Genomic DNA, 17,847 nt, shown 5'->3' with positions numbered 1-17,847 from the left:
TGCGCCTGTGGACCGCACAGGGGTGCTGAGGCGCCTCCTCGGGTCGGCGGGCAGGCCGAAATCCGTGAACGACACCGCTGCTGACCACAGCCACGCCGCTGACCACGACCGGACCGCGACGTTCTCCACCGACGCGGACGGGCAGGCGTGGACTCCGCCCACCTGGGAGGAGATCGTCAGCACCCACAGCGGTCGTGTCTACCGGCTGGCGTACCGCCTCACCGGTAACCAGCACGACGCGGAGGACCTCACGCAGGAGGTCTTCGTCCGTGTCTTCCGCTCCCTGTCGACGTACTCGCCGGGGACGTTCGAGGGCTGGCTGCACCGCATCACCACGAACCTCTTCCTGGACATGGTCCGCCGCAAGCAGCGCATCCGCTTCGACGCCCTCGGCGAGGACGCGGCCGAGCGGCTGCCCAGCCGCGAGCCGTCCCCGCAGCAGGTCTTCAACGACGCGCACTTCGACGCGGACGTCCAGCAGGCCCTCGACACCCTCGCACCCGAGTTCCGCGCCGCGGTCGTCCTGTGCGACATCGAAGGACTGTCGTACGAGGAGATCGCCGCGACCCTCGGCGTCAAGCTCGGCACGGTCCGGTCCCGGATCCACCGTGGCCGCTCCCAGCTGCGCAAGGCCCTGGCGCACCGGTCCCCGGAGGCGCGCGCCGAGCGTCGCTCCTTCGTGCCCCGCGTGCCCGCTCTGGGGGGAGGAGGCGCGTCCGCGTGAGTGGCACACGTCCGACGGCTGCCGAGGAGCGCCTCGCAGAGCAGCACCTGGGAGACCGACTCGCCGCCCTGGTGGACGGCGAGCTGGGTCACGACACGCGTGAGCGTGTGCTGGCGCACGTGGCGACCTGCCCGAAGTGCAAGGCGGAGGTCGACGCCCAGCGACGGCTGAAGAACGTCTTCGCGGAGGCCGCACCGCCGCCGCCCTCGGAGAGTTTCCTGGCCCGCCTCCAGGGGCTGCCCGGCGGAGGCGGTCCCGACGCTGGTGTGCGATCGGCGGGGGAGGGCTTCGGCGCAGGCGTCTTCGGCATGCGGCGCGGCGAGCGCTTCGACTTCGAGTACGTCCCCACGGCCGCGCACGCGTCCGTCCTGCCCGCCTCCGCGCAGCGTGGCTTCCGGATCCACGACGTCGGCCGCAGCGAGGCCGAGCGGGCGGCGGCCTCGCGCGGGCGCAGGTTCGCGTTCGTGGCCGCCGGGGCGGTGTCCCTAGCGGCGATCGCGCTGGGCGGCGTCACCACCGGCACGCCGGGCGACACCGAGACCCGGAGCGGCTCGGGAAGCAACGTGACACCCGCGCGTCCGGGGGCGGGGACGGCGACGACACCCGAGAGCCAGCGGCGCCGCGGGTCCGGCCCGCTGCTCGCGCAGATCCAGGGTGGACGGACGCTCGGGGAGACGCCGGCGGCCCCGACGGAGATGTCCGCACCCCTGCTGCCCGGGGTGGCCTCCCAGCCCGCGCACGCCCTCACGGCGCCCATGGTGGCCGGTGCGGCCGCGATGTCGCCGCTGATACGCCCCCTGGTGGCGCCTCCGCCGATCACGCTCACCACGTGGTCGACGGCACCGGAGGTGACCACGCCCGGCCTGCTCACGGCGCCTGTCACCGGCGGGATCGCCAATCCGTCCACGTCCTCCACCGTCACACCCCGCTGACCGTTCCCTGCGCCGCGACGTGCGAACCTGGTTGAATCCCAGGTGAACCGCGCCCGCGCCAAGGCGTCCGGCGCGGAATTCACGAACTGCGGCCACACCGAGGACGAGCCGGGCCGCGGCCAGCTGTGGGGAGAGCATGAACGAGGGCACCACGCCGACGCCGGGCAAGGGGGAGGGCGACTTCGAACTGAGGCGCCCGGAGGACGCACCCGCGAAGACGCCGGGGGCGCCGCGGGACGAGGTGCCGCCGGGCGACATCGCCGCGTCCGACACGCGGCCCGACGCCCCGGCCGCCCCGCCCGCCGTCGCGGATCCCAAGCCGCTCCACGATCCCGACCCCTACAGCACCCCGCCCTACGGCGAGCCGGGCCCCTGGGCGCCCGCCCCACCGGTGCAGCATCCGGCGGCCACGCCGGCGCAGGGTACGGCGACGGCGGCGCCGGTTGCGGCCCCCGTGACGCCACCGCACGGGGTGCCGGGTCCGGGCGCTGAGGCCGGCCCTGCTCCGGCTGCCGCTCCGGGTGTCCCGGGCCTGGCCGGTCCGCCTCACGCTCCGGCTTCTCCGGGCCCGGCTGCTCCGACCCCCGCACCAGTGATCCCGAATCCCGCTCAGGCCGTACCAGGGTTCGCGCTGCCGGCGCCGGCGCCGGCTCCCGCGTCGGCTCCGGCGCCGGCTCCGGGGGGCCCGGCGCCCGCCTCCGCACCTGCGCTCCCGGCTCCGGGGGGCCCGGCGCCCGCCCCGATGCCCGCTCAGGCCGCTGCCGCTGCCGCTGCCGCGGTACTCGTGCCGCCCGCCCCTGTGTCCTCTGAGGCCGCTCCCGGTGCCGCGGTACCCGTACTGCCCGCCCCCGCCGCCCCCGCACCGCCTGCGTCCGACGGCACCCCCGCCGGCAGCCCGCCCTCCGCCGCGCCCGGCCCCTGGCACCGCTACGACCCCTGGGCGGGCGGGACCGTCGGCGGCGGGCTGCAGACCGCCCCGCTCCAGCAGACGGGTGCCGCGGTGCTCACCGACCAGCAGCGGCGCAGGCGCGGGCGCAAGATGCTCGTCGTCGGCACCCTGCTCCTCGCCCTCGTGTCCGGCGGCATCGGCGGGGTCGTCGGCGCCTATCTGGAGCGCAACGGTGGGTTCGGGCAGGTCGAGCTGGAGCAGGCCGGGCAGGAGGACGCCGGGCGGGACGCCGACAGTGTGGCCGGGATCGCCGCGCGGGCCCTGCCCAGCGTGGTCACCCTGCACGTCAGCGGCGGCTCCGGTGAGGCAGGCACCGGCACCGGCACCGGCTTCGTGCTCGACGGCCGGGGCCACATCCTCACCAACAACCACGTCGTCGACCCCGCGGGCGAGGACGGGGACATAACCGTCACCTTCCACAGCGGTGAGACCGCGAAGGCCGAGGTCGTCGGGCGCGACGGGGGCTACGACCTGGCGGTCGTCCGCGTCCGCGGCGTCAGTGGCCTGGAGCCCCTGCCTCTCGGCAATTCCGACAACGTCCAGGTCGGCGATCCGGTCGTCGCCATCGGCGCCCCCTTCGACCTGGCGGGTACGGTCACCTCCGGCATCATCAGCGCCAAGGAGCGACCCATCACGGCGGGCGGTGAGGGCGGCGGCGCCAGCGACGTCTCCTATGTCGACGCCCTCCAGACCGACGCCCCCATCAACCCGGGAAACTCCGGCGGCCCCCTCCTCGACGCCCGGGCCCGGGTGATCGGCATCAACTCCGCCATCCGCTCCGCGGACGGCGGCGGCGACCCGGAGGGCGGTCGGTCCGGCTCCATCGGGCTCGGCTTCGCCATACCGGTCAACCAGGGCAAACGCGTCGCCGAAGAACTGATCAACACCGGCCGGGCCACCCACCCTGTCATCGGCGTCACCCTCGACATGGACTACACCGGCGACGGCGCACGCGTCGGCACGCAGGGCAGCGACGGCGGCGAACCGGTCACCCCGGGCGGCCCCGGCGCCAGGGCCGGGATCAAGCCCGGCGACGTGATCACCGCGGTCGACGGCCAGCGGATCCACTCCGGTGAGGAACTGATCGTCAAGACCCGTGCCCACCGCCCCGGTGACCGGCTGGAGCTGACCCTGCGGCGGGACGGCGCCGAACGGACGATCTCGCTGGTGCTCGGCTCCTCCGCCGGAGACTGAGCGGACGCGAACAATCTCACAGACCGGACGGCGGCCCACGCCCACAAGGCAAACAACCGGAAAAACGCTCACTTACCCGCACGTGTGGCGCCCGGGACGGTACCGGTCGGACGGGATCGGCGGGTACCGTGGATCCGGCCCGGGACATCGCAAGGAGCTTTCAGGTGTTCAATGACATAGGACCGCTGGAGCTGGTGACGCTCGTCGTCCTCGCCGTGCTCGTGTTCGGTCCGGACAAGCTCCCGAAAGTCATCCAGGACGTGATGAGCACGGTCCGGAAGATCCGTGAGTTCTCGGAGAGCGCCAAGCAGGACATCCGGCAGGAACTGGGCCCGGAGTTCAAGGACTTCGAGTTCGAGGACCTCAACCCCAAGACCTTCATCCGCAAGCAGCTGGACAACGAGGACCTGGGGCTGAAGGAGATCCGCAACGGCTTCGACCTGAAGAAGGAGATGGCCGAGGTCACGGACGCCGTGCACAGCCGCGACGCCGAGCCGCCCGCCGCCCCCGGTTCCGCCGGTGCCCGCGTCGACATGACGAAGAAGCCCGACGACCGCCCGCCCTTCGACGCGGACGCCACCTGACGGCTGCGGACCGCCCGCTCGCGCCTGCCGGCCGCCTTCTTCCGCGCGCCACCTCGCCGTGAGCGCGCGTGTCGCTCGTTCTCGGTCCACCCTTCAAGGGCTTGAACGCGTCGTCCGCGCGACCCACGCGCCGGGCGCATTCCCGGCTGCCCGCAGAGGTGTGGATATGCTGCCGAGTTGTTGTGCGGACCGGACGAGTACGCCCGAAGGGGGGCGGGCCGTTCGATCCGACGAGAGCGAGGAGGCGTCCGGGCACATGGAGACGACGAGTCGGGCAGTCGCGCAGGCGCCGGCCGCGGAGGGCGGACAACAGGTCCCCTCCGCCCGGCGTACGGTCGACGGCTACCTGCGTGCGCCCTTCCCGTGGTACGGCCTCGACGAGGCGTTCACGGGCCCGCGCTGGCTGATGCAGGTGGGCATGACGGCGGACGGTGCCGTGGAGCACGGTTCGATCGGGCACGGCGACGAGCCCTCGGTGCGTGCCGAAGGTGTCGCCGAGGAACGGGAGCGGTTCGCGGTCGTGGTGACCGTCGCCGCGAACCCCGTGCGGCGCAGTGCCGACGGCACGGGGCTGCTGGAGGCCACGTCGGTCTCCTCGGCCGCCTGGCTCGCGGGTGTGGGACTGCTGTCCTTCACCTGGCCCGGGCAGATGGACCACAGCCTGCGTGACCACTGGCTGGAGCAGCAGACGGAGACCGCGTGGGCGCTGGCCGACGACCTCGCCGGGTCGGAGTGGTCGACGCTGTCCCTTCCCGTCGACGGCGTCCCCAGCCCGTTCCACTACCGTGAGTCCGAGTTCGGGTGGGTGCTGGCCGGGTCGACGCAGGAGGGCCTTCACCTGGGTGCGTACGGCCGGGGCATGAGCGCGTACGGGCTGGGTTTCGCGGTGATCAAGGACATCACCGACTACGCGTAACGCCATCGCCGACCACGCGTGAGAGGGGGCGCCGCCGGTGTGGGGCGCCCTCTCGCCGCGGGGCCGGAGCCGGTCGTCGCAGGTGTGGTCGGAGGTTCCCCGCGCCCCGGAAGGCCCCGCACCCGTGCGCGTGTCTAGAACTTGTTGCGCGGCGTGATGCCCAGCGACATGCCCGACAGGCCCCGCTGACGGCCGCCGAGCTTGCCCGCGATCGAGCGCAGGGCGGCGCCCGCCGGGGAGTCCGGGTCGGTCAGGACGACGGGCTTGCCCTCGTCGCCGCCCTCGCGGAGGCGGACGTCGATGGGGATGCTGCCGAGGACCGGGACGTTCGTACCCGTGGTGCGGGTCAGGCCGTCGGCGACCACCTGGCCGCCGCCCGTGCCGAAGACGTCGACCATCTCGCCGCAGTGCGGGCAGGGCAGGCCGGACATGTTCTCGACGACGCCGACGATCTTCTGGTGGGTCTGTACGGCGATGGAGCCGGCCCGCTCCGCCACCTCGGCCGCCGCCTGCTGCGGGGTCGTCACGACCAGGATCTCGGCGTTCGGGACCAGCTGGGCCACGGAGATCGCGATGTCGCCGGTGCCGGGCGGCAGGTCCAGGAGCAGGACGTCGAGGTCGCCCCAGTACACGTCCGCCAGGAACTGCTGGAGCGCGCGGTGCAGCATCGGGCCGCGCCAGACGACCGGGGCGTTGCCCGGCGTGAACATGCCGATGGAGATGACCTTCACGCCGTTCGCGGACGGCGGCATGATCATGTTCTCGACCTGGGTGGGCCGCCCGTCGGCGCCCAGCATGCGCGGCACGCTGTGGCCGTAGATGTCGGCGTCGACGACCCCGACCTTCAGGCCGTCGGCCGCCATCGCCGCCGCCAGGTTGACCGTGACGGACGACTTGCCGACGCCGCCCTTGCCGGAGGCCACCGCGTACACGCGCGTCAGCGAGCCGGGCTTGGCGAAGGGGACCTCGCGCTCGGCCTGGCCGCCGCGCAGGGCGTTCGCCAGCTCCTTGCGCTGCTCGTCGCTCATCACGTCGAGCGTGACGCCGACGCGGGTGACGCCGTCGACCCGGGAGACCGCCTCGGTCACGCGCTGCGTGATCGTGTCGCGCATCGGGCAGCCCGAGACCGTGAGGTACACGGTGACCGCGACCGATCCGTCAGTGCCGATCTCCACCGACTTGACCATCCCGAGTTCGGTGATGGGCCGGTTGATCTCGGGGTCGTTCACCGTCGCCAGTGCCTCGCGCACCGCGTCTTCCGTAGCCATAAGGACGATGGTACGGCGCCGCACAGGCGCTGCGGAAAGCCCGTCAGCGGTCGTCTACGTCACGCGGCCCCGACCGTTCTGCCGGGAATACGCGCTGACCGTCCGGGTGCCCGTCCTGAATGTCCCTGACCATGTCCTGCAACTCGGAGCGGATCCAGTCCCGGGTGGCCACCTCGCCGAGCCCGATCCGCAGGGCCGCGATCTCCCGCGTCAGGTACTCGGTGTCAGCGATCGACCGCTCGTTCTGCTTGCGGTCCTGTTCGAGGTTGACCCGGTCGCGGTCGTCCTGCCGGTTCTGCGCGAGCAGGATCAGCGGGGCGGCGTAGGAGGCCTGGAGCGAGAGCATCAGGGTCAGGAAGATGAACGGGTACTCGTCGAAGCGCAGCGGCGCCGGTGCGGACACGTTCCACAGCAGCCACACCACGATGACGACCGTCATCCAGACCAGGAAACGCCCGGTGCCGATGAAGCGGGCGATCCGCTCAGACAGCTTCCCGAACGCCTCCGGGTCCCATTCGGGCAGGATCCGGGGCCGCCGGGGGCGAGGCTGGTCGAGCCGGGCGCGCGGGCGCGTGGTCGCCGTGGCGCCGGCGGGCATCCGGTCCCGGACGAGGTCGCGGCCCGCCTCGCGCCGCGCCGGCTCGCGCTCAGGAGCCATGGGCGCTCACCCCCTCGCCCTCGTCCAGCTCGAACTCGGACTCCCGCCAGTCCTCGGGCAGCATGTGGTCCAGCACGTCGTCCACGGTCACCGCGCCGAGCAGCGACCCGGACTCGTCGACGACGGGCGCCGAGACCATGTCGTACGTCGCGAAGAACCCGGCCACCAGGGGCAGTGCGGCGCCCGGCGCGAGGGGCTGCAGGTCGTCGTCGAGGATCGAGCTGACCAGCGTGTACGGCGGGTCGCGCAGCAGCCGCTGGAAGTGGACGGTGCCGAGGTACTTGCCGGTCGGCGTCTCGTCGGGCGGGCGGCAGACGTAGATCTGGGCGGCGAGGGCGGGGGAGAGGTCGCGGTTGCGGACCCGGGCGAGGGCCTCGGCGACGGTGGCGTCGGGGCGCAGCACGATCGGCTCGGTGGTCATCAGACCACCCGCGGTGTGCTCCTCGTAGGCCATCAGGCGCCGCATGTCGGCCGCGTCGGCCGGCTCCATCAGGCTCAGCAGCCGCTCCTTCTCCTCCTCCGGCAGCTCGGAGAGCAGGTCGGCCGCGTCGTCCGGGTCCATCGCCTCCAGCACATCGGCGGCGCGCTCCTCCTTCAGCTTGCCGAGGATCTCGATCTGATCGTCCTCGGGGAGCTGTTCGAGCACGTCTGCCAGCCGGTCGTCGTCGAGGGCGGCGGCGACCTCGGCACGCCGCTTCGCCGACAGATGGTGCAGGACGTTGGCGAGGTCGGCGGGGCGCAGCTGCTCGAAGGTGGCGAGGAGGCTCTCGGCGCCCTGCCCGTGCTCCTCCAGGGAGAAGCCGGTGACGCCGGACCATTCGACGGTCAGCGTCTCGCCCTTGGCCCGCCGGAAGGCGCTGCCCTTCTTCCCCTTGCGGACGAAGACGCGGTCGATCTCCCAGTCCCTGCGGGCCGGCAGCTGCTGCACCGCGAGGTCGAGGACGGTGACCTGCTCACCGGTCTCGACGAGTGTGACGCTCTTGTCGAGCAGTTCGCCGAACACCAGCCGCTCGGTGGGGCGCTGTTCGAAACGGCGGACGTTGAGCACGCCGGTGGTGATGACCTGTCCGGACTCGACGCCGGTGACCCGGGTCATGGGCAGGAAGATCCGGCGCCGTGTGGTGAGTTCGACCACCAGCCCGAGCAGCCGCGGAGGCTTGCTGCCGACCCGCAGCATGACGACCAGATCGCGCACCCGCCCCACCTGGTCGCCGTTCGGGTCGAAGACGGCGGTGCCGGAGAGGTGCGAGACGAAGATCCGGGGGGCGCCCGCGGCCATGGCTGCGCCTCCTTTTCCTGCCGTGCGTGGCGTTTGCTCCGCTTGTGCTGAACTGCTCGCTCGGATGGCCTTCAGGCTAGCCCGTCCCGATCGGATCCGCCCTGGTGAGCGGTCCGGACGGACTGGCTCCGCCGGCCGCCCGGCACCCCGGTACGCTGCGTTACGCCGCTGAAGGACCGACGTCAGAAAGGCAGCACCACCTGTGACTGCGATGCGCCAGGGCCGTACGCGCCGGACCGCACTGGTGAGCGCGATGTGCGCACTGGCTGTGGCGGGGACGGGGCTGACCGGGTGTGGCAGCGAGGACCCGGACGCGGGCACGAACGGTGTGGGCAAGCTGCCCGCCGAGAAGATCCAGGCCACGACCCGTGCGGCGGCCGAGTCCGCGAGGGCCGTGCGGTTGTCGGGCACGGTGGTCGCGGGCGGGAGCACGTACAAGCTGGACATGCGCCTGAAGGCGGACGGTGGCACCGGGTCGGTGAGCGCGGAGGGGGCTACCTTCCAGCTGCTGCGGGTCGGCGAGAAGCTGTTCCTGATGGCGGACGCGGAGTTCTGGAGCAACGGCGAGGGCGAGGGTGACGGCGAGGGCGGCACGTCCGACGCCGCCGCGGCCGACAAGCTCGACGGCAAGTTCGTGAAGGTGCCGGAGGGCGACCCCTCGTACAAGCGGTTCAGCGGATTCACCGACAAGGATGTCCTGCTCGGCGGCCTGTTGACCCTGCACGGCGCCCTCGCGACGGACGGCCGTCACGAGGAGGCCGGAGTGCGCACCGTCCGCATCACCGGGGACAAGGGCGCCGGCGGCACGCTGGACGTCTCCCTGGAGGGCCGGCCCTACCCGCTGCGCCTGGTCCGCGCGGGCGGCGCGGGCACCCTCACCTTCTCCGACTGGGGCGAGGACTTCGCCCTCGAGCAGCCCGCCAAGGACAGGACGGTGGACTACGGCCAGCAGCTGCCGACGTCGTAGGTACCGGCAGCGTCCGCGCGTGCGCCCGTCGCGGACCGCCTGGGCGTCAGGAGCGCCCGCGCTTCTTCCGGAAGAGCAGGCGCGGCAGCCCTGCGGGGATCGGCTCACGCGTCGTCACCGGCGTCGGCAGCGGCGCCTCGGCCAGCGAGCCGTCCGGCAGTGGCGCGGTCGCACCGGTCGGCTCCAGGCGCACCACACGGCACTCCCGGGCCCACCGCGCGGGCATCGCCTCACCGTCGGGCGCGTTCAGGCGCTTGCCCTTGAGTTCGCCGACGGCCGCCTCCCACTGCTCGGAGCCGGACGGCAGTTCGACCACTCGCGCCGTCCAGGACACCAGCCGACCGCCCTTGTCCTTGCTGCGCACGGTCACCTCGGCCGTGCCACCGTCGGTCAGCCCCGGCAGCGGCTGCTCGCCGGGCCCGTCGCCGACCACGCAGGCGGCACCCTCGTGCCACACGTGCCACAGCGCACGCGCGGCCGGAGCCCCGGCACCCCGCACCCAGATGAGGCCGGACTTCTTCGTGGCCTCCTCGACGAGGGCCTGGCCGAGCCGTTCGCTAGTCATGGGAGCAGCCTAGCGAGGCCGCTCACAGCCAGCCGTTGCGCTTCAGCGTGCGGTGGATGCCGAGGCAGATCATCGCCGTGATGCCGAGCACCATCGGGTAGCCGAACTTCCAGCGCAGCTCGGGCATGTGGTCGAAGTTCATCCCGTACACGCCGCACACCATGGTCGGTACGGCGATGATGGCGGCCCAGGACGTGATCTTGCGCATGTCCTCGTTCTGCGCGACGGACGCCTGCGCGAGGTTTGCCTGGAGGATGGAGTTGAGCAGCTCGTCGAAGCCGGTGACCTGCTCCTGCACCCGGGCGAGGTGGTCGGCGACGTCGCGGAAGTACTTCTGGATGTCGGGGTCGATCAGCCGCATCGGCCGCTCGCTCAGCAGTTGCAGCGGACGCATCAACGGCTGCACCGCCCGCCTGAACTCCATGACCTCCCGCTTGAGCTGGTAGATCCGCCCGGCGTCGGTACCCCGCGGCGTGCCCTTGCGGCCCGGCGAGAACACCTCGGTCTCCACCTCGTCGATGTCGTCCTGCACGGCGTCGGCCACCGCGATGTAGCCGTCGACGACGTGGTCGGCGATGGCGTGCAGCACCGCCGAGGGGCCACTGGCGAGCAGCTCGGGGTCGTCCTGGAGCCGGTGCCGCAGCGCCCGCAGCGAGCCCTGGCCCCCGTGCCGGACGGTGATGAAGAAGTCCCGCCCGGTGAAGCACATCACCTCGCCGGTCTCGACGACCTGGCTGTTGGCGGTGAGTTCGTCGTGCTCGACGTAGTGGATGGTCTTGAAGACGGTGAACAGGGAGTCGTCGTAGCGCTCCAGCTTCGGCCGCTGGTGGGCCTGCACGGCGTCCTCGACCGCCAGCGGGTGCAGCCCGAACTCACCGGCGATACCGGCGAATTCGGATTCCGTGGGCTCGTGCAGCCCGATCCACACGAAACCGCCGTCACGCCGCACCCGGCGCATCGCCTCGTGCGGGGTGAGCGGGCCCGGGGTCTCGACGCGGGCGCCGTCGCGGTAGACGGCGCAGTCGACGACGGCGGTGGTGGTCTGGGGGTCGCGGGTCGTGTCGTACGCCCCGGTGTCCTTGCGCAGTGCGGGACGCGGCGTGCGGACCGCGGCACGGAGGTCACGGATCATCGACATGGCGGGCTCCTTCGCGGGCGAGCAGCGAGAGGCCGTGGGCGCCGGGTGGAACTGCCCGGAATGAGGACGTCCTGCGGGGATCCCCGCCCAGCGGGCAGGGGAAGGATGTTTGGCACGTCCACAAAGCGGGGAGCACCGCACCGTCGCGGTGGCGAACTTCGCTACTGGTTCAGCTGCTGATGCGGGTCATACAGATCAGGCAGAGGCAGGACGAGACGAAGTGCTCTTCCGCGGACACCGCAGGAGGTGCGCATGCGAGAGGTGGCGGCAGGCTGGAGCCAGAGCAACGTCAGCGGCCGGAAGAGCGGGTGGTACTGCACGGTCGACTTCGGTCCATTGCAGCCCCACCTCCTCCGGCCGGTCCCTCGTAAGGGAGTGTCGTCGGCGTCGGGACTTGATCGCGACGCTTCTGCGTGCTGCCCCGAACCACCGGGCAAGAGTATCAGCAGACCGAAGTGTCAAGGCGCTGCTTCGCCTGGTACTGACGAGTTCTATGCTCGCCCCATGGCTGATGTTCTCCCGCTGGTCGAGGCCAGGTTGCGCTCCGCGCTCGGCGAACCGGACGCGCGCGCCGCGGTCACCTTCCTCGGTACCGACCGCGTGGAGGTGCTGCGTTTCCAGGAGGGGGACATCGTCCGCTACGCCACGCTCGGCATGTCCGCGCAGCCCATGGCGGACCCCACCGCGGTCCTCGCCGACCCGGTCAAGGGCCCGCGCGCCGAGCTGGTCCTCTCCGTGCGGTCCGGGCTCGCCGAGACCGACAAGGTGCTCCGCCCGCTCGCCGTCCTCGCGGCGTCCCCGCAGGTCGAGGGCGTGGTCGTGGCGCCCGGCGCCTCTTTGGACGTCGGCGAACCACTGTGGCCCGGGGCGCCGTTCACCTCGGTCCTGGTCGCCGAGCCGGGCGGCCTGGTCGAGGACCTGGAACTGGACGAGCCCCTCGACCCGGTCCGCTTCCTGCCGCTGCTCCCCATGACCCCGAACGAGGCCGCCTTCAAGCGCGTCCACGGGGCCCAGGTGCTCCAGGAGCGCTGGCTCACCAGTGGCACCGACCTGCGCGACCCGTCGCGCAGGTCGGTGCCGCTGGACTGAGCGAAGGGCGTGAGGAAGCTCACCAAAGCCCTTTCGTGAGCCGTCAGTTGGCGAAGACCCCCACATTGACCCCGGGGGCGTGCCGCACCGGGAGCTCGTCCGCCCGCGCAGTCGGCGCCCCGCGCCGTACGGCGACCACGGCCGCGCCCAGCGCCGCGGTGACCGCCGCCACCACGAACGGCATGCGCACACCGCTCCACTCCTCGATCTTCGGCGCGAGGAACGGCGCCGCCGTCGCGAACCACCGCACGAAGGCGCAGCCCGCACTCGCCAGGCCGCGGCGCGTCCGACACCCCGAGCGCCGGCTCTGTGGAGACTGTGTCGTTCACGCCGTTCCAGCACGAACGGTGTGAAGGGCCGGCGCGGTGAAGAACGTGCAGATGTAAATTAATGTAAGTTACATCTAATAGTTCGGGGTGATGCTGCCGCCCGGACGGGTGATCGTCCTTGACGTGGCGAAGAAGGGGTAGGACCGTGGGGCCCTATGAGGGGCGAACCCAGTTGCCCGAAGTGTGGTGGCCGGGTCAGGGCCCCCGGACTCTTCGCCGATACCTGGCAGTGCGATGTGCACGGCACGGTGCATCCGCTCCAGCCCGTGATCCCGCCCAGCGTCGAGGCCCTCGGGGTCGTGGTGGCTCGGACGCAGGTGCCGGTGTGGATGCCGTGGCCCCTGCCGGTCGGCTGGCTCTTCACGGGCGTGGCCTGCGCCGGTGACGACCGCAGCGGCGGTCGCGCCACCGCGGTGGCCTGCTCGGGACCCGGGCCGCTGGGCGGCATCGGTGAGCTGATCCTGGTCGCCGAGGAACTCGGCGTCGGTCTCGGAGCACGCTATGCGGGGATCGACGGACCCGACCCGGGGCCGTACATGAACGTCGAGAAGCCGCCCCAGGCCAAGGTGCTCGCCGCGGGGCGGCCGACGCCGCTGTGGCACGTGACCGGGGCGCCGGACGACCGCGCGGTGTTCGCGGGGGAGGCCCGCGGGCTGTGGCTGTGGGCCGTGGTGTGGCCCGAGCAGTCCGGGTTGCTGATGTACGACGAGCTGGTGCTCGCGGATGTGCGGGACGCGGGTGCGGAGGTCGAGCTGGTGCCGTGCGGCGCGTTGTCGCCGCGCCTGCTGCAGCCGTAGAGGGTGGTCCGCCCTCGTCACTCGTCCGGCATGTAGGGGGCGCTCGCCGGTTGCGGGTGTGACATAGGCATACAGGACTACCGGCTATCCTTAGGTGTCCCTTCCGTTCGGTGACCGCCTGGAGCCCGTGTCGTGCGAATAGACCTGCACACCCACTCCACCGCGTCCGACGGGACGGACACCCCCGCCGAGCTGGTGCGGAACGCCGCCGCTGCCGGGCTGGACGTCGTCGGGCTCACCGATCACGACACGACCCGGGGCTACGCCGAGGCGATCGAGGCGCTGCCCGAGGGGCTCACGCTGGTCACCGGAGCCGAGCTGTCCTGCCGCGTCGACGGTATCGGCATGCACATGCTGGCCTACCTCTTCGACGCCGAGGAGCCCGCGCTGCTCGCCGAGCGGGAGCTGGTGCGCGACGACCGGGTGCCGCGGGCCAAGGGCATGATCGCCAAGCTGAACGAGCTGGGCGTGCCGGTCACCTGGGAGCAGGTCGCCCGGATCGCCGGCGAGGGGTCGGTGGGACGGCCGCATGTGGCCTCCGCGCTGGTCGAGCTGGACATCGTGGCGAGCGTGGGCGACGCCTTCACGCAGGACTGGCTGGCCGACGGCGGACGGGCCTACGTCGAGAAGCACGAGACCGATCCCTTCGAGGCGATCCGGCTGATCAAGGGCGCGGGCGGAGTCGCCGTGTTCGCGCATCCGGGGGCCGCCAAGCGCGGGCGTACGGTGCCGGAGTCGGCGATCGCCGAGCTGGCCGCCGCCGGGCTCGACGGCATCGAGGTCGACCACATGGACCACGACCCGGACACCCGGGCGCGGCTGCGCGGGCTGGCCAAAGAGCTCGGGCTGCTGGTCACCGGGTCCAGCGACTACCACGGCAGCCGCAAGACGGTCACGCTCGGCGAGTATGTGACCGACCCCGAGGTGTACGGGGAGATCACCCGGCGGGCGACGGGCGCGTTCCCGGTGCCGGGCGCCGGCGGAGCCTGAGCGCACCACCCCACGCTCACCTCCGGCATCTCATCGCAAGGCCTGTAGCTCCGTCATGTTCGACCTCGCTGTCTTCGGTTCTCTCTTCCTCACCCTTTTCGTCATCATGGATCCCCCCGGGATCACCCCGATCTTCCTCGGTCTGACCGCCGGGCGGCCCGCCAAGGTGCAGCGGCGGATGGCCTTCCAGGCCGTCTGCGTCGCCGGTGGCGTGATCACCGTGTTCGGGGTGCTGGGGCATCAGATCCTCGACTACCTGCACGTCTCCGTACCGGCGCTGATGATCGCCGGTGGGTTGCTGCTCCTGCTGATCGCGCTCGACCTGCTCACGGGCAAGACCGACGAGCCGAAGCAGACCAAGGACGTCAATGTCGCCCTCGTACCCCTCGGTATGCCGCTGCTGGCCGGACCCGGTGCGATCGTGTCGGTCATCCTTGCCGTGCAGAAGGCGGACGGCATCGGCCTCCAGGTGTCGGTGTGGGCCGCGATCCTCGCCATCCATGTCGTGCTGTGGCTGGTCATGCGGTACTCGCTGCTGATCATCCGCGTCATCAAGGACGGCGGTGTGGTGCTGGTGACCCGGCTCGCGGGCATGATGCTGTCCGCGATCGCCGTGCAGCAGATCATCAACGGGGTCACGCAGGTGATCCAGGGGAGCTGAACCCCTGCCGGGGGCCGGGGGCCGGGGAGGGGGGGATCGGCGGGTTCCGGCACGGCAGGGCCCCGTACGGTGTGTCCGTACGGGGCCCTGAAGCTTGGGGGTGGGATCCGCTGTTACGAGGCCGTGGTCTCGGCCGGGCGGATCCAGAGTCGCTGCCCTGTGGCGGCGGCCTGCTGAACGATCCGATTGACGGAGGCGGCGTCCACGACGGTCGTGTCCACGGGCGTGCCGTCCACGTCGTCGAGTCGCATGATCTCGAAGCGCATGGCTTCTCCCTTCGTCTGGTCATCCTCCTGAGGAGAACTACTGGGGGCCTGGAGGCGGGGTGCCTCCGGTCCATACGTATGCAACGGCCTGTGGGTTACAAACATTCCCTACGCTAACGAAATTTTTCGAACGACTAATTACTGAACGGTAAGCAGCTCTCTTGAGACTAACCGGGACCAGTTGTGTTCGCAGCGTGACCAACGGGACAATGGAAGCAATGAACGACGACCTCGCGGCCCTGTCCGCCCGTATCGACCGCACGAACGAGCTGCTTCAGCGCATGCTCGCCGAGGTGGCGAAGACGCCCTCGACCCACGCCATCTTCGTCGACGCGGGGTATCTCTACGCGGCCGCGGGCCGGTTGGTCGCCGGGACCGAGGACCGGCGCGCCTTCGACCTGGACGCCGAAGGTCTGATCGAGGCGCTCATCGACAAGGCCCGCCAGATCTTCGCGGACAGCCGGCTGCTGCGGGTCTACTGGTACGACGGCGCCCGGCGCCGTATCCACACCAGCGAGCAGCAATCCATCGCCGAACTGCCCGACGTCAAGGTGCGCCTCGGCAACCTCAACGCCAACAACCAGCAGAAGGGCGTCGACTCACTGATCCGCACCGATCTGGAGTCCCTCGCCCGGCACCGCGCCATCAGCGACGCCGCACTGCTCGGCGGTGACGAGGACCTGGTCTCGGCGGTCGAGGCGGCGCAGGGGTACGGGGCGCGGGTACACCTGTGGGGTATCGAGGCGCCCGAGGGCCGCAATCAGGCGGAGCCGCTGCTGTGGGAGGTCGACAGCCAGCGCACCCTCGACCTCGACTTCTTCAAGCCGTACGTCTCCCGCCGCACGGCCGCCGCCTACGAGCCGGCCGCCGCCGCCCGGCCCGCCCGCGAGGACGTGCGCTTCGTCGGCGCGCAGATCGCGGCGAAGTGGCTGGCGGCGCGGGGGCGGGAGTCGCTGGTCGAGCTGCTGCCCGGACATCCTTATCTGCCCGGGTCGGTGGACCAGGATCTCCTGGTGGAGGCCGAGGGTCTGCTGCAGTACTCGCTACGGGGCCAGGCGGATCTGCGGCGGGCGCTGCGGGACGGATTCTGGGAGCACCTGCGGACGCAGTACTGAGGCAGGCAGGGGCGCGGAGAGGGCGTGTGCCACGAGCCGGCTCGTGGTGTGGGTCGTGTTTCAGTAGCTGGGGTCGGGCTCGTGGTGCTGGTCGTGTCCCAAAGGGTGGGAGCTAGCTGGAAGTGTGGGCCGTGTCCCAGAAGTCGGCGATCGCCTGGGCCGTCGGGAGGGGCTGCTCCGCGTTCGGCGAGTGTTCGGCGTCCTCGACGACCGTGCGGTGCGCGTGCAGTCGTAGGGCCATGTCGTCCAGGAGCGGCAGCGGCCAGGTGTCGTCCCGCACCCCTGAGAGGACGTGGAACGGCAGTGGCACGGCGGCGAGTTCGGTTACGCGGTCCGGCTCGGTGGACAACTGGCGGCCGGTGGCGCTGAGTTGTGCGGGCTTGTTGCCCAGCCAGCGGCGGCGCAGGAGTTCGGGGCCGCCGATGCCGCGAGCGGGTCCGCCGACCTCCTCCGGTGCGCCCATCGACTGGATCACCTCCCAGACCTCGGCCATCGACATCACGGCGAGCGCGTCCCGCAACAGCTTCACGCGCTGCTGCTGGGAGACCGAGATCTGCGCCGGGCCCGAGGACATGAGGGTGAGCGAGACGAAGGGGGAGTGGTCCAGGAGCACCGCGGCCCGGGTGATCTGGCCACCCAGAGAGTGCCCGAGAAGATGCAGCGGAGTGCCCAGGGCCGCTGCCTGTGCCAGCACGTCGCGCGCCAACTCCGGCTGGGCGTAGGCCGTTTCGTCGTGCTCCGGACCGTCCGACTCGAACTGTCCGCGCCCGTCCACGGCCACCGTGCGGTACCCGCGCGCCGCGAGCGGCCCCTGCATCAGGCGGAAGTCCTCCTTGCTGCCGGTGAAGCCGGGGATCAGCAGAGCCGTGCCGCGTGGCCCGACGCCGGGGGCGACGGGCACGTCCACGACCGCGAAGTCACCGCGTGCCGTGTGCAGGGGGTAGGCGCGGGCTCCGGGGGGCGGGGTGTGGGCGGCGGGGGTGGTCACGGGGTGAGGGTAACGGGTGAGGGTGTGCGGGGAGGAACGGCGCCGGTGGGCACCGCAGATGGGGGCACGGGCACCGGGTGCGGCCGGCCGCCGCGTGCGCCGCCTGCCGGAACGCCGACGGCCCGGTCCCACGGGAAGTGGACCGGGCCGTCAGGCTGCCGTGCTCAGCTGTCCGCTGCCTCCGCGGTGGCCGTGGCCTTGCGGGTGCGGCGGCGAGGCTTGGCCTGAGGCTCCTGCGTGGCCTGCGCCGGGATCTCGGCGGCCGCCTCCGGGGCGGGGGCGGTCGCCTTCCGCGTGCGGGTGCGCTTGGGCTTGGCTTCCGCGCCTTCGGCGGTGTCCACGGCGGTTTCGGCCGTGGCGGCCGCCGTCTTGCGGGTGCGCTTGGGCTTGGCCTCGGTGTCCTCGGTGGTGGCGGCCGTTTCGGGGGCGGCGGTCGCC

General features: G+C 71.9%; 18 protein-coding genes and 2 pseudogenes. 11 read left to right on the top strand and 9 right to left on the bottom strand.

Features of this window, described 5'->3' with window-relative positions:
* Positions 1-22 precede the first annotated feature (22 nt).
* From sigE to ACGF8A_RS08590, 5 genes are all read left to right on the top strand, one after another.
* Complete coding sequence (gene sigE, locus ACGF8A_RS08610; RefSeq protein WP_393105728.1) at positions 23-724, top strand: RNA polymerase sigma factor SigE; 702 nt, start codon at positions 23-25, stop codon at positions 722-724.
* Positions 721-1,656 (top strand): zf-HC2 domain-containing protein, encoded by a 936-nt coding sequence (locus ACGF8A_RS08605; protein ID WP_393105627.1) that lies wholly within the window; start codon positions 721-723, stop codon positions 1,654-1,656. The genes sigE and ACGF8A_RS08605 overlap by 4 nt, the downstream gene beginning before the upstream one ends.
* Positions 1,657-1,792: 136 nt before the next feature.
* On the top strand, positions 1,793-3,799 hold the full coding sequence (locus ACGF8A_RS08600; protein WP_393105625.1) for a S1C family serine protease: 2,007 nt from the start codon (positions 1,793-1,795) through the stop codon (positions 3,797-3,799).
* 164 nt (positions 3,800-3,963) lie between these two features.
* The gene (locus ACGF8A_RS08595) at positions 3,964-4,383 is read left to right on the top strand and encodes a sec-independent translocase (RefSeq protein ID WP_393105623.1); all 420 of its coding nucleotides are present in this window, start codon (positions 3,964-3,966) and stop codon (positions 4,381-4,383) included.
* Positions 4,384-4,639: 256 nt separating this feature from the next.
* Positions 4,640-5,299: a hypothetical protein gene (locus ACGF8A_RS08590; protein WP_393105621.1), complete on the top strand. Its 660-nt coding sequence runs from the start codon at positions 4,640-4,642 to the stop codon at positions 5,297-5,299.
* 134 nt (positions 5,300-5,433) lie between these two features.
* On the opposite strand, the gene ACGF8A_RS08585 is transcribed toward ACGF8A_RS08590, so the two are convergent.
* From ACGF8A_RS08585 to ACGF8A_RS08575, 3 genes are read right to left on the bottom strand one after another with little or no spacing between them, the layout of a single operon-like run.
* Positions 5,434-6,567 (bottom strand): Mrp/NBP35 family ATP-binding protein, encoded by a 1,134-nt coding sequence (locus tag ACGF8A_RS08585; RefSeq protein WP_393105619.1) that lies wholly within the window; start codon positions 6,565-6,567, stop codon positions 5,434-5,436.
* Between the two features lie 43 nt (positions 6,568-6,610).
* Positions 6,611-7,225, bottom strand: a complete 615-nt coding sequence (locus ACGF8A_RS08580) for a DUF1003 domain-containing protein (RefSeq protein WP_393105617.1) — start codon at positions 7,223-7,225, stop codon at positions 6,611-6,613.
* Positions 7,215-8,504, bottom strand: a complete 1,290-nt coding sequence (locus ACGF8A_RS08575) for a magnesium transporter MgtE N-terminal domain-containing protein (protein ID WP_393105615.1) — start codon at positions 8,502-8,504, stop codon at positions 7,215-7,217. Before ACGF8A_RS08575 ends, ACGF8A_RS08580 begins: the two co-directional genes overlap by 11 nt.
* 202 nt (positions 8,505-8,706) lie before the next feature.
* On the opposite strand from ACGF8A_RS08575, the gene ACGF8A_RS08570 reads away from it, so the two are divergent.
* Positions 8,707-9,471 (top strand): hypothetical protein, encoded by a 765-nt coding sequence (locus ACGF8A_RS08570; RefSeq protein WP_393105613.1) that lies wholly within the window; start codon positions 8,707-8,709, stop codon positions 9,469-9,471.
* A 46-nt stretch (positions 9,472-9,517) separates the two neighbouring features.
* Here the strand turns inward: ACGF8A_RS08570 and ACGF8A_RS08565 are convergent, their stop codons facing one another.
* Both ACGF8A_RS08565 and ACGF8A_RS08560 read right to left on the bottom strand, forming a co-directional pair.
* The gene (locus ACGF8A_RS08565) at positions 9,518-10,036 is read right to left on the bottom strand and encodes a hypothetical protein (protein ID WP_393105611.1); all 519 of its coding nucleotides are present in this window, start codon (positions 10,034-10,036) and stop codon (positions 9,518-9,520) included.
* A 22-nt stretch (positions 10,037-10,058) separates the two neighbouring features.
* Complete coding sequence (locus ACGF8A_RS08560) at positions 10,059-11,174, bottom strand: magnesium and cobalt transport protein CorA (protein WP_393105609.1); 1,116 nt, start codon at positions 11,172-11,174, stop codon at positions 10,059-10,061.
* A gap of 504 nt (positions 11,175-11,678) precedes the next feature.
* On the opposite strand from ACGF8A_RS08560, the gene ACGF8A_RS08555 reads away from it, so the two are divergent.
* Entirely contained in the window at positions 11,679-12,263 is a 585-nt protein-coding gene (locus ACGF8A_RS08555) for a suppressor of fused domain protein (protein ID WP_393105607.1), read from the top strand.
* Positions 12,264-12,306: 43 nt separating this feature from the next.
* Here ACGF8A_RS08555 and ACGF8A_RS08550 read toward each other — a convergent pair.
* Positions 12,307-12,595, bottom strand: a pseudogene (locus tag ACGF8A_RS08550) (MFS transporter); the annotation flags it as partial.
* Between the two features lie 152 nt (positions 12,596-12,747).
* Here ACGF8A_RS08550 and ACGF8A_RS08545 point away from each other — a divergent pair.
* From ACGF8A_RS08545 to ACGF8A_RS08535, 3 genes are all read left to right on the top strand, one after another.
* A complete protein-coding gene (locus ACGF8A_RS08545; RefSeq protein ID WP_393105606.1) occupies positions 12,748-13,389 on the top strand; it encodes a DUF6758 family protein in 642 nt (213 codons plus the stop codon).
* A gap of 132 nt (positions 13,390-13,521) precedes the next feature.
* Entirely contained in the window at positions 13,522-14,379 is an 858-nt protein-coding gene (locus tag ACGF8A_RS08540) for a PHP domain-containing protein (RefSeq protein WP_393105604.1), read from the top strand.
* 55 nt (positions 14,380-14,434) lie between these two features.
* Positions 14,435-15,040, top strand: a complete 606-nt coding sequence (locus ACGF8A_RS08535; RefSeq protein ID WP_393105602.1) for a MarC family protein — start codon at positions 14,435-14,437, stop codon at positions 15,038-15,040.
* A 113-nt stretch (positions 15,041-15,153) separates the two neighbouring features.
* On the opposite strand, the gene ACGF8A_RS08530 is transcribed toward ACGF8A_RS08535, so the two are convergent.
* Positions 15,154-15,306, bottom strand: coding sequence for a hypothetical protein (locus tag ACGF8A_RS08530; protein ID WP_393105601.1), 153 nt, complete (start codon positions 15,304-15,306; stop codon positions 15,154-15,156).
* Between the two features lie 209 nt (positions 15,307-15,515).
* Between ACGF8A_RS08530 and ACGF8A_RS08525 the strand changes: the two genes are divergently transcribed.
* Positions 15,516-16,421, top strand: coding sequence for an NYN domain-containing protein (locus ACGF8A_RS08525; protein ID WP_393105599.1), 906 nt, complete (start codon positions 15,516-15,518; stop codon positions 16,419-16,421).
* A 112-nt stretch (positions 16,422-16,533) separates the two neighbouring features.
* On the opposite strand, the gene ACGF8A_RS08520 is transcribed toward ACGF8A_RS08525, so the two are convergent.
* Together ACGF8A_RS08520 and ACGF8A_RS08515 are read right to left on the bottom strand one after the other, a co-directional pair.
* Positions 16,534-17,409, bottom strand: coding sequence for an alpha/beta fold hydrolase (locus ACGF8A_RS08520; RefSeq protein ID WP_393105597.1), 876 nt, complete (start codon positions 17,407-17,409; stop codon positions 16,534-16,536).
* Positions 17,410-17,573: 164 nt separating this feature from the next.
* A pseudogene (locus ACGF8A_RS08515) lies at positions 17,574-17,847 on the bottom strand (ATP-dependent helicase); the annotation flags it as partial.

The sequence above is a fragment of the Streptomyces sp. NPDC047706 genome, from assembly GCF_043204795.1.
Classification (GTDB): domain Bacteria; phylum Actinomycetota; class Actinomycetes; order Streptomycetales; family Streptomycetaceae; genus Streptomyces.
This window is presented reverse-complemented; position numbering and strand designations above follow the sequence as displayed.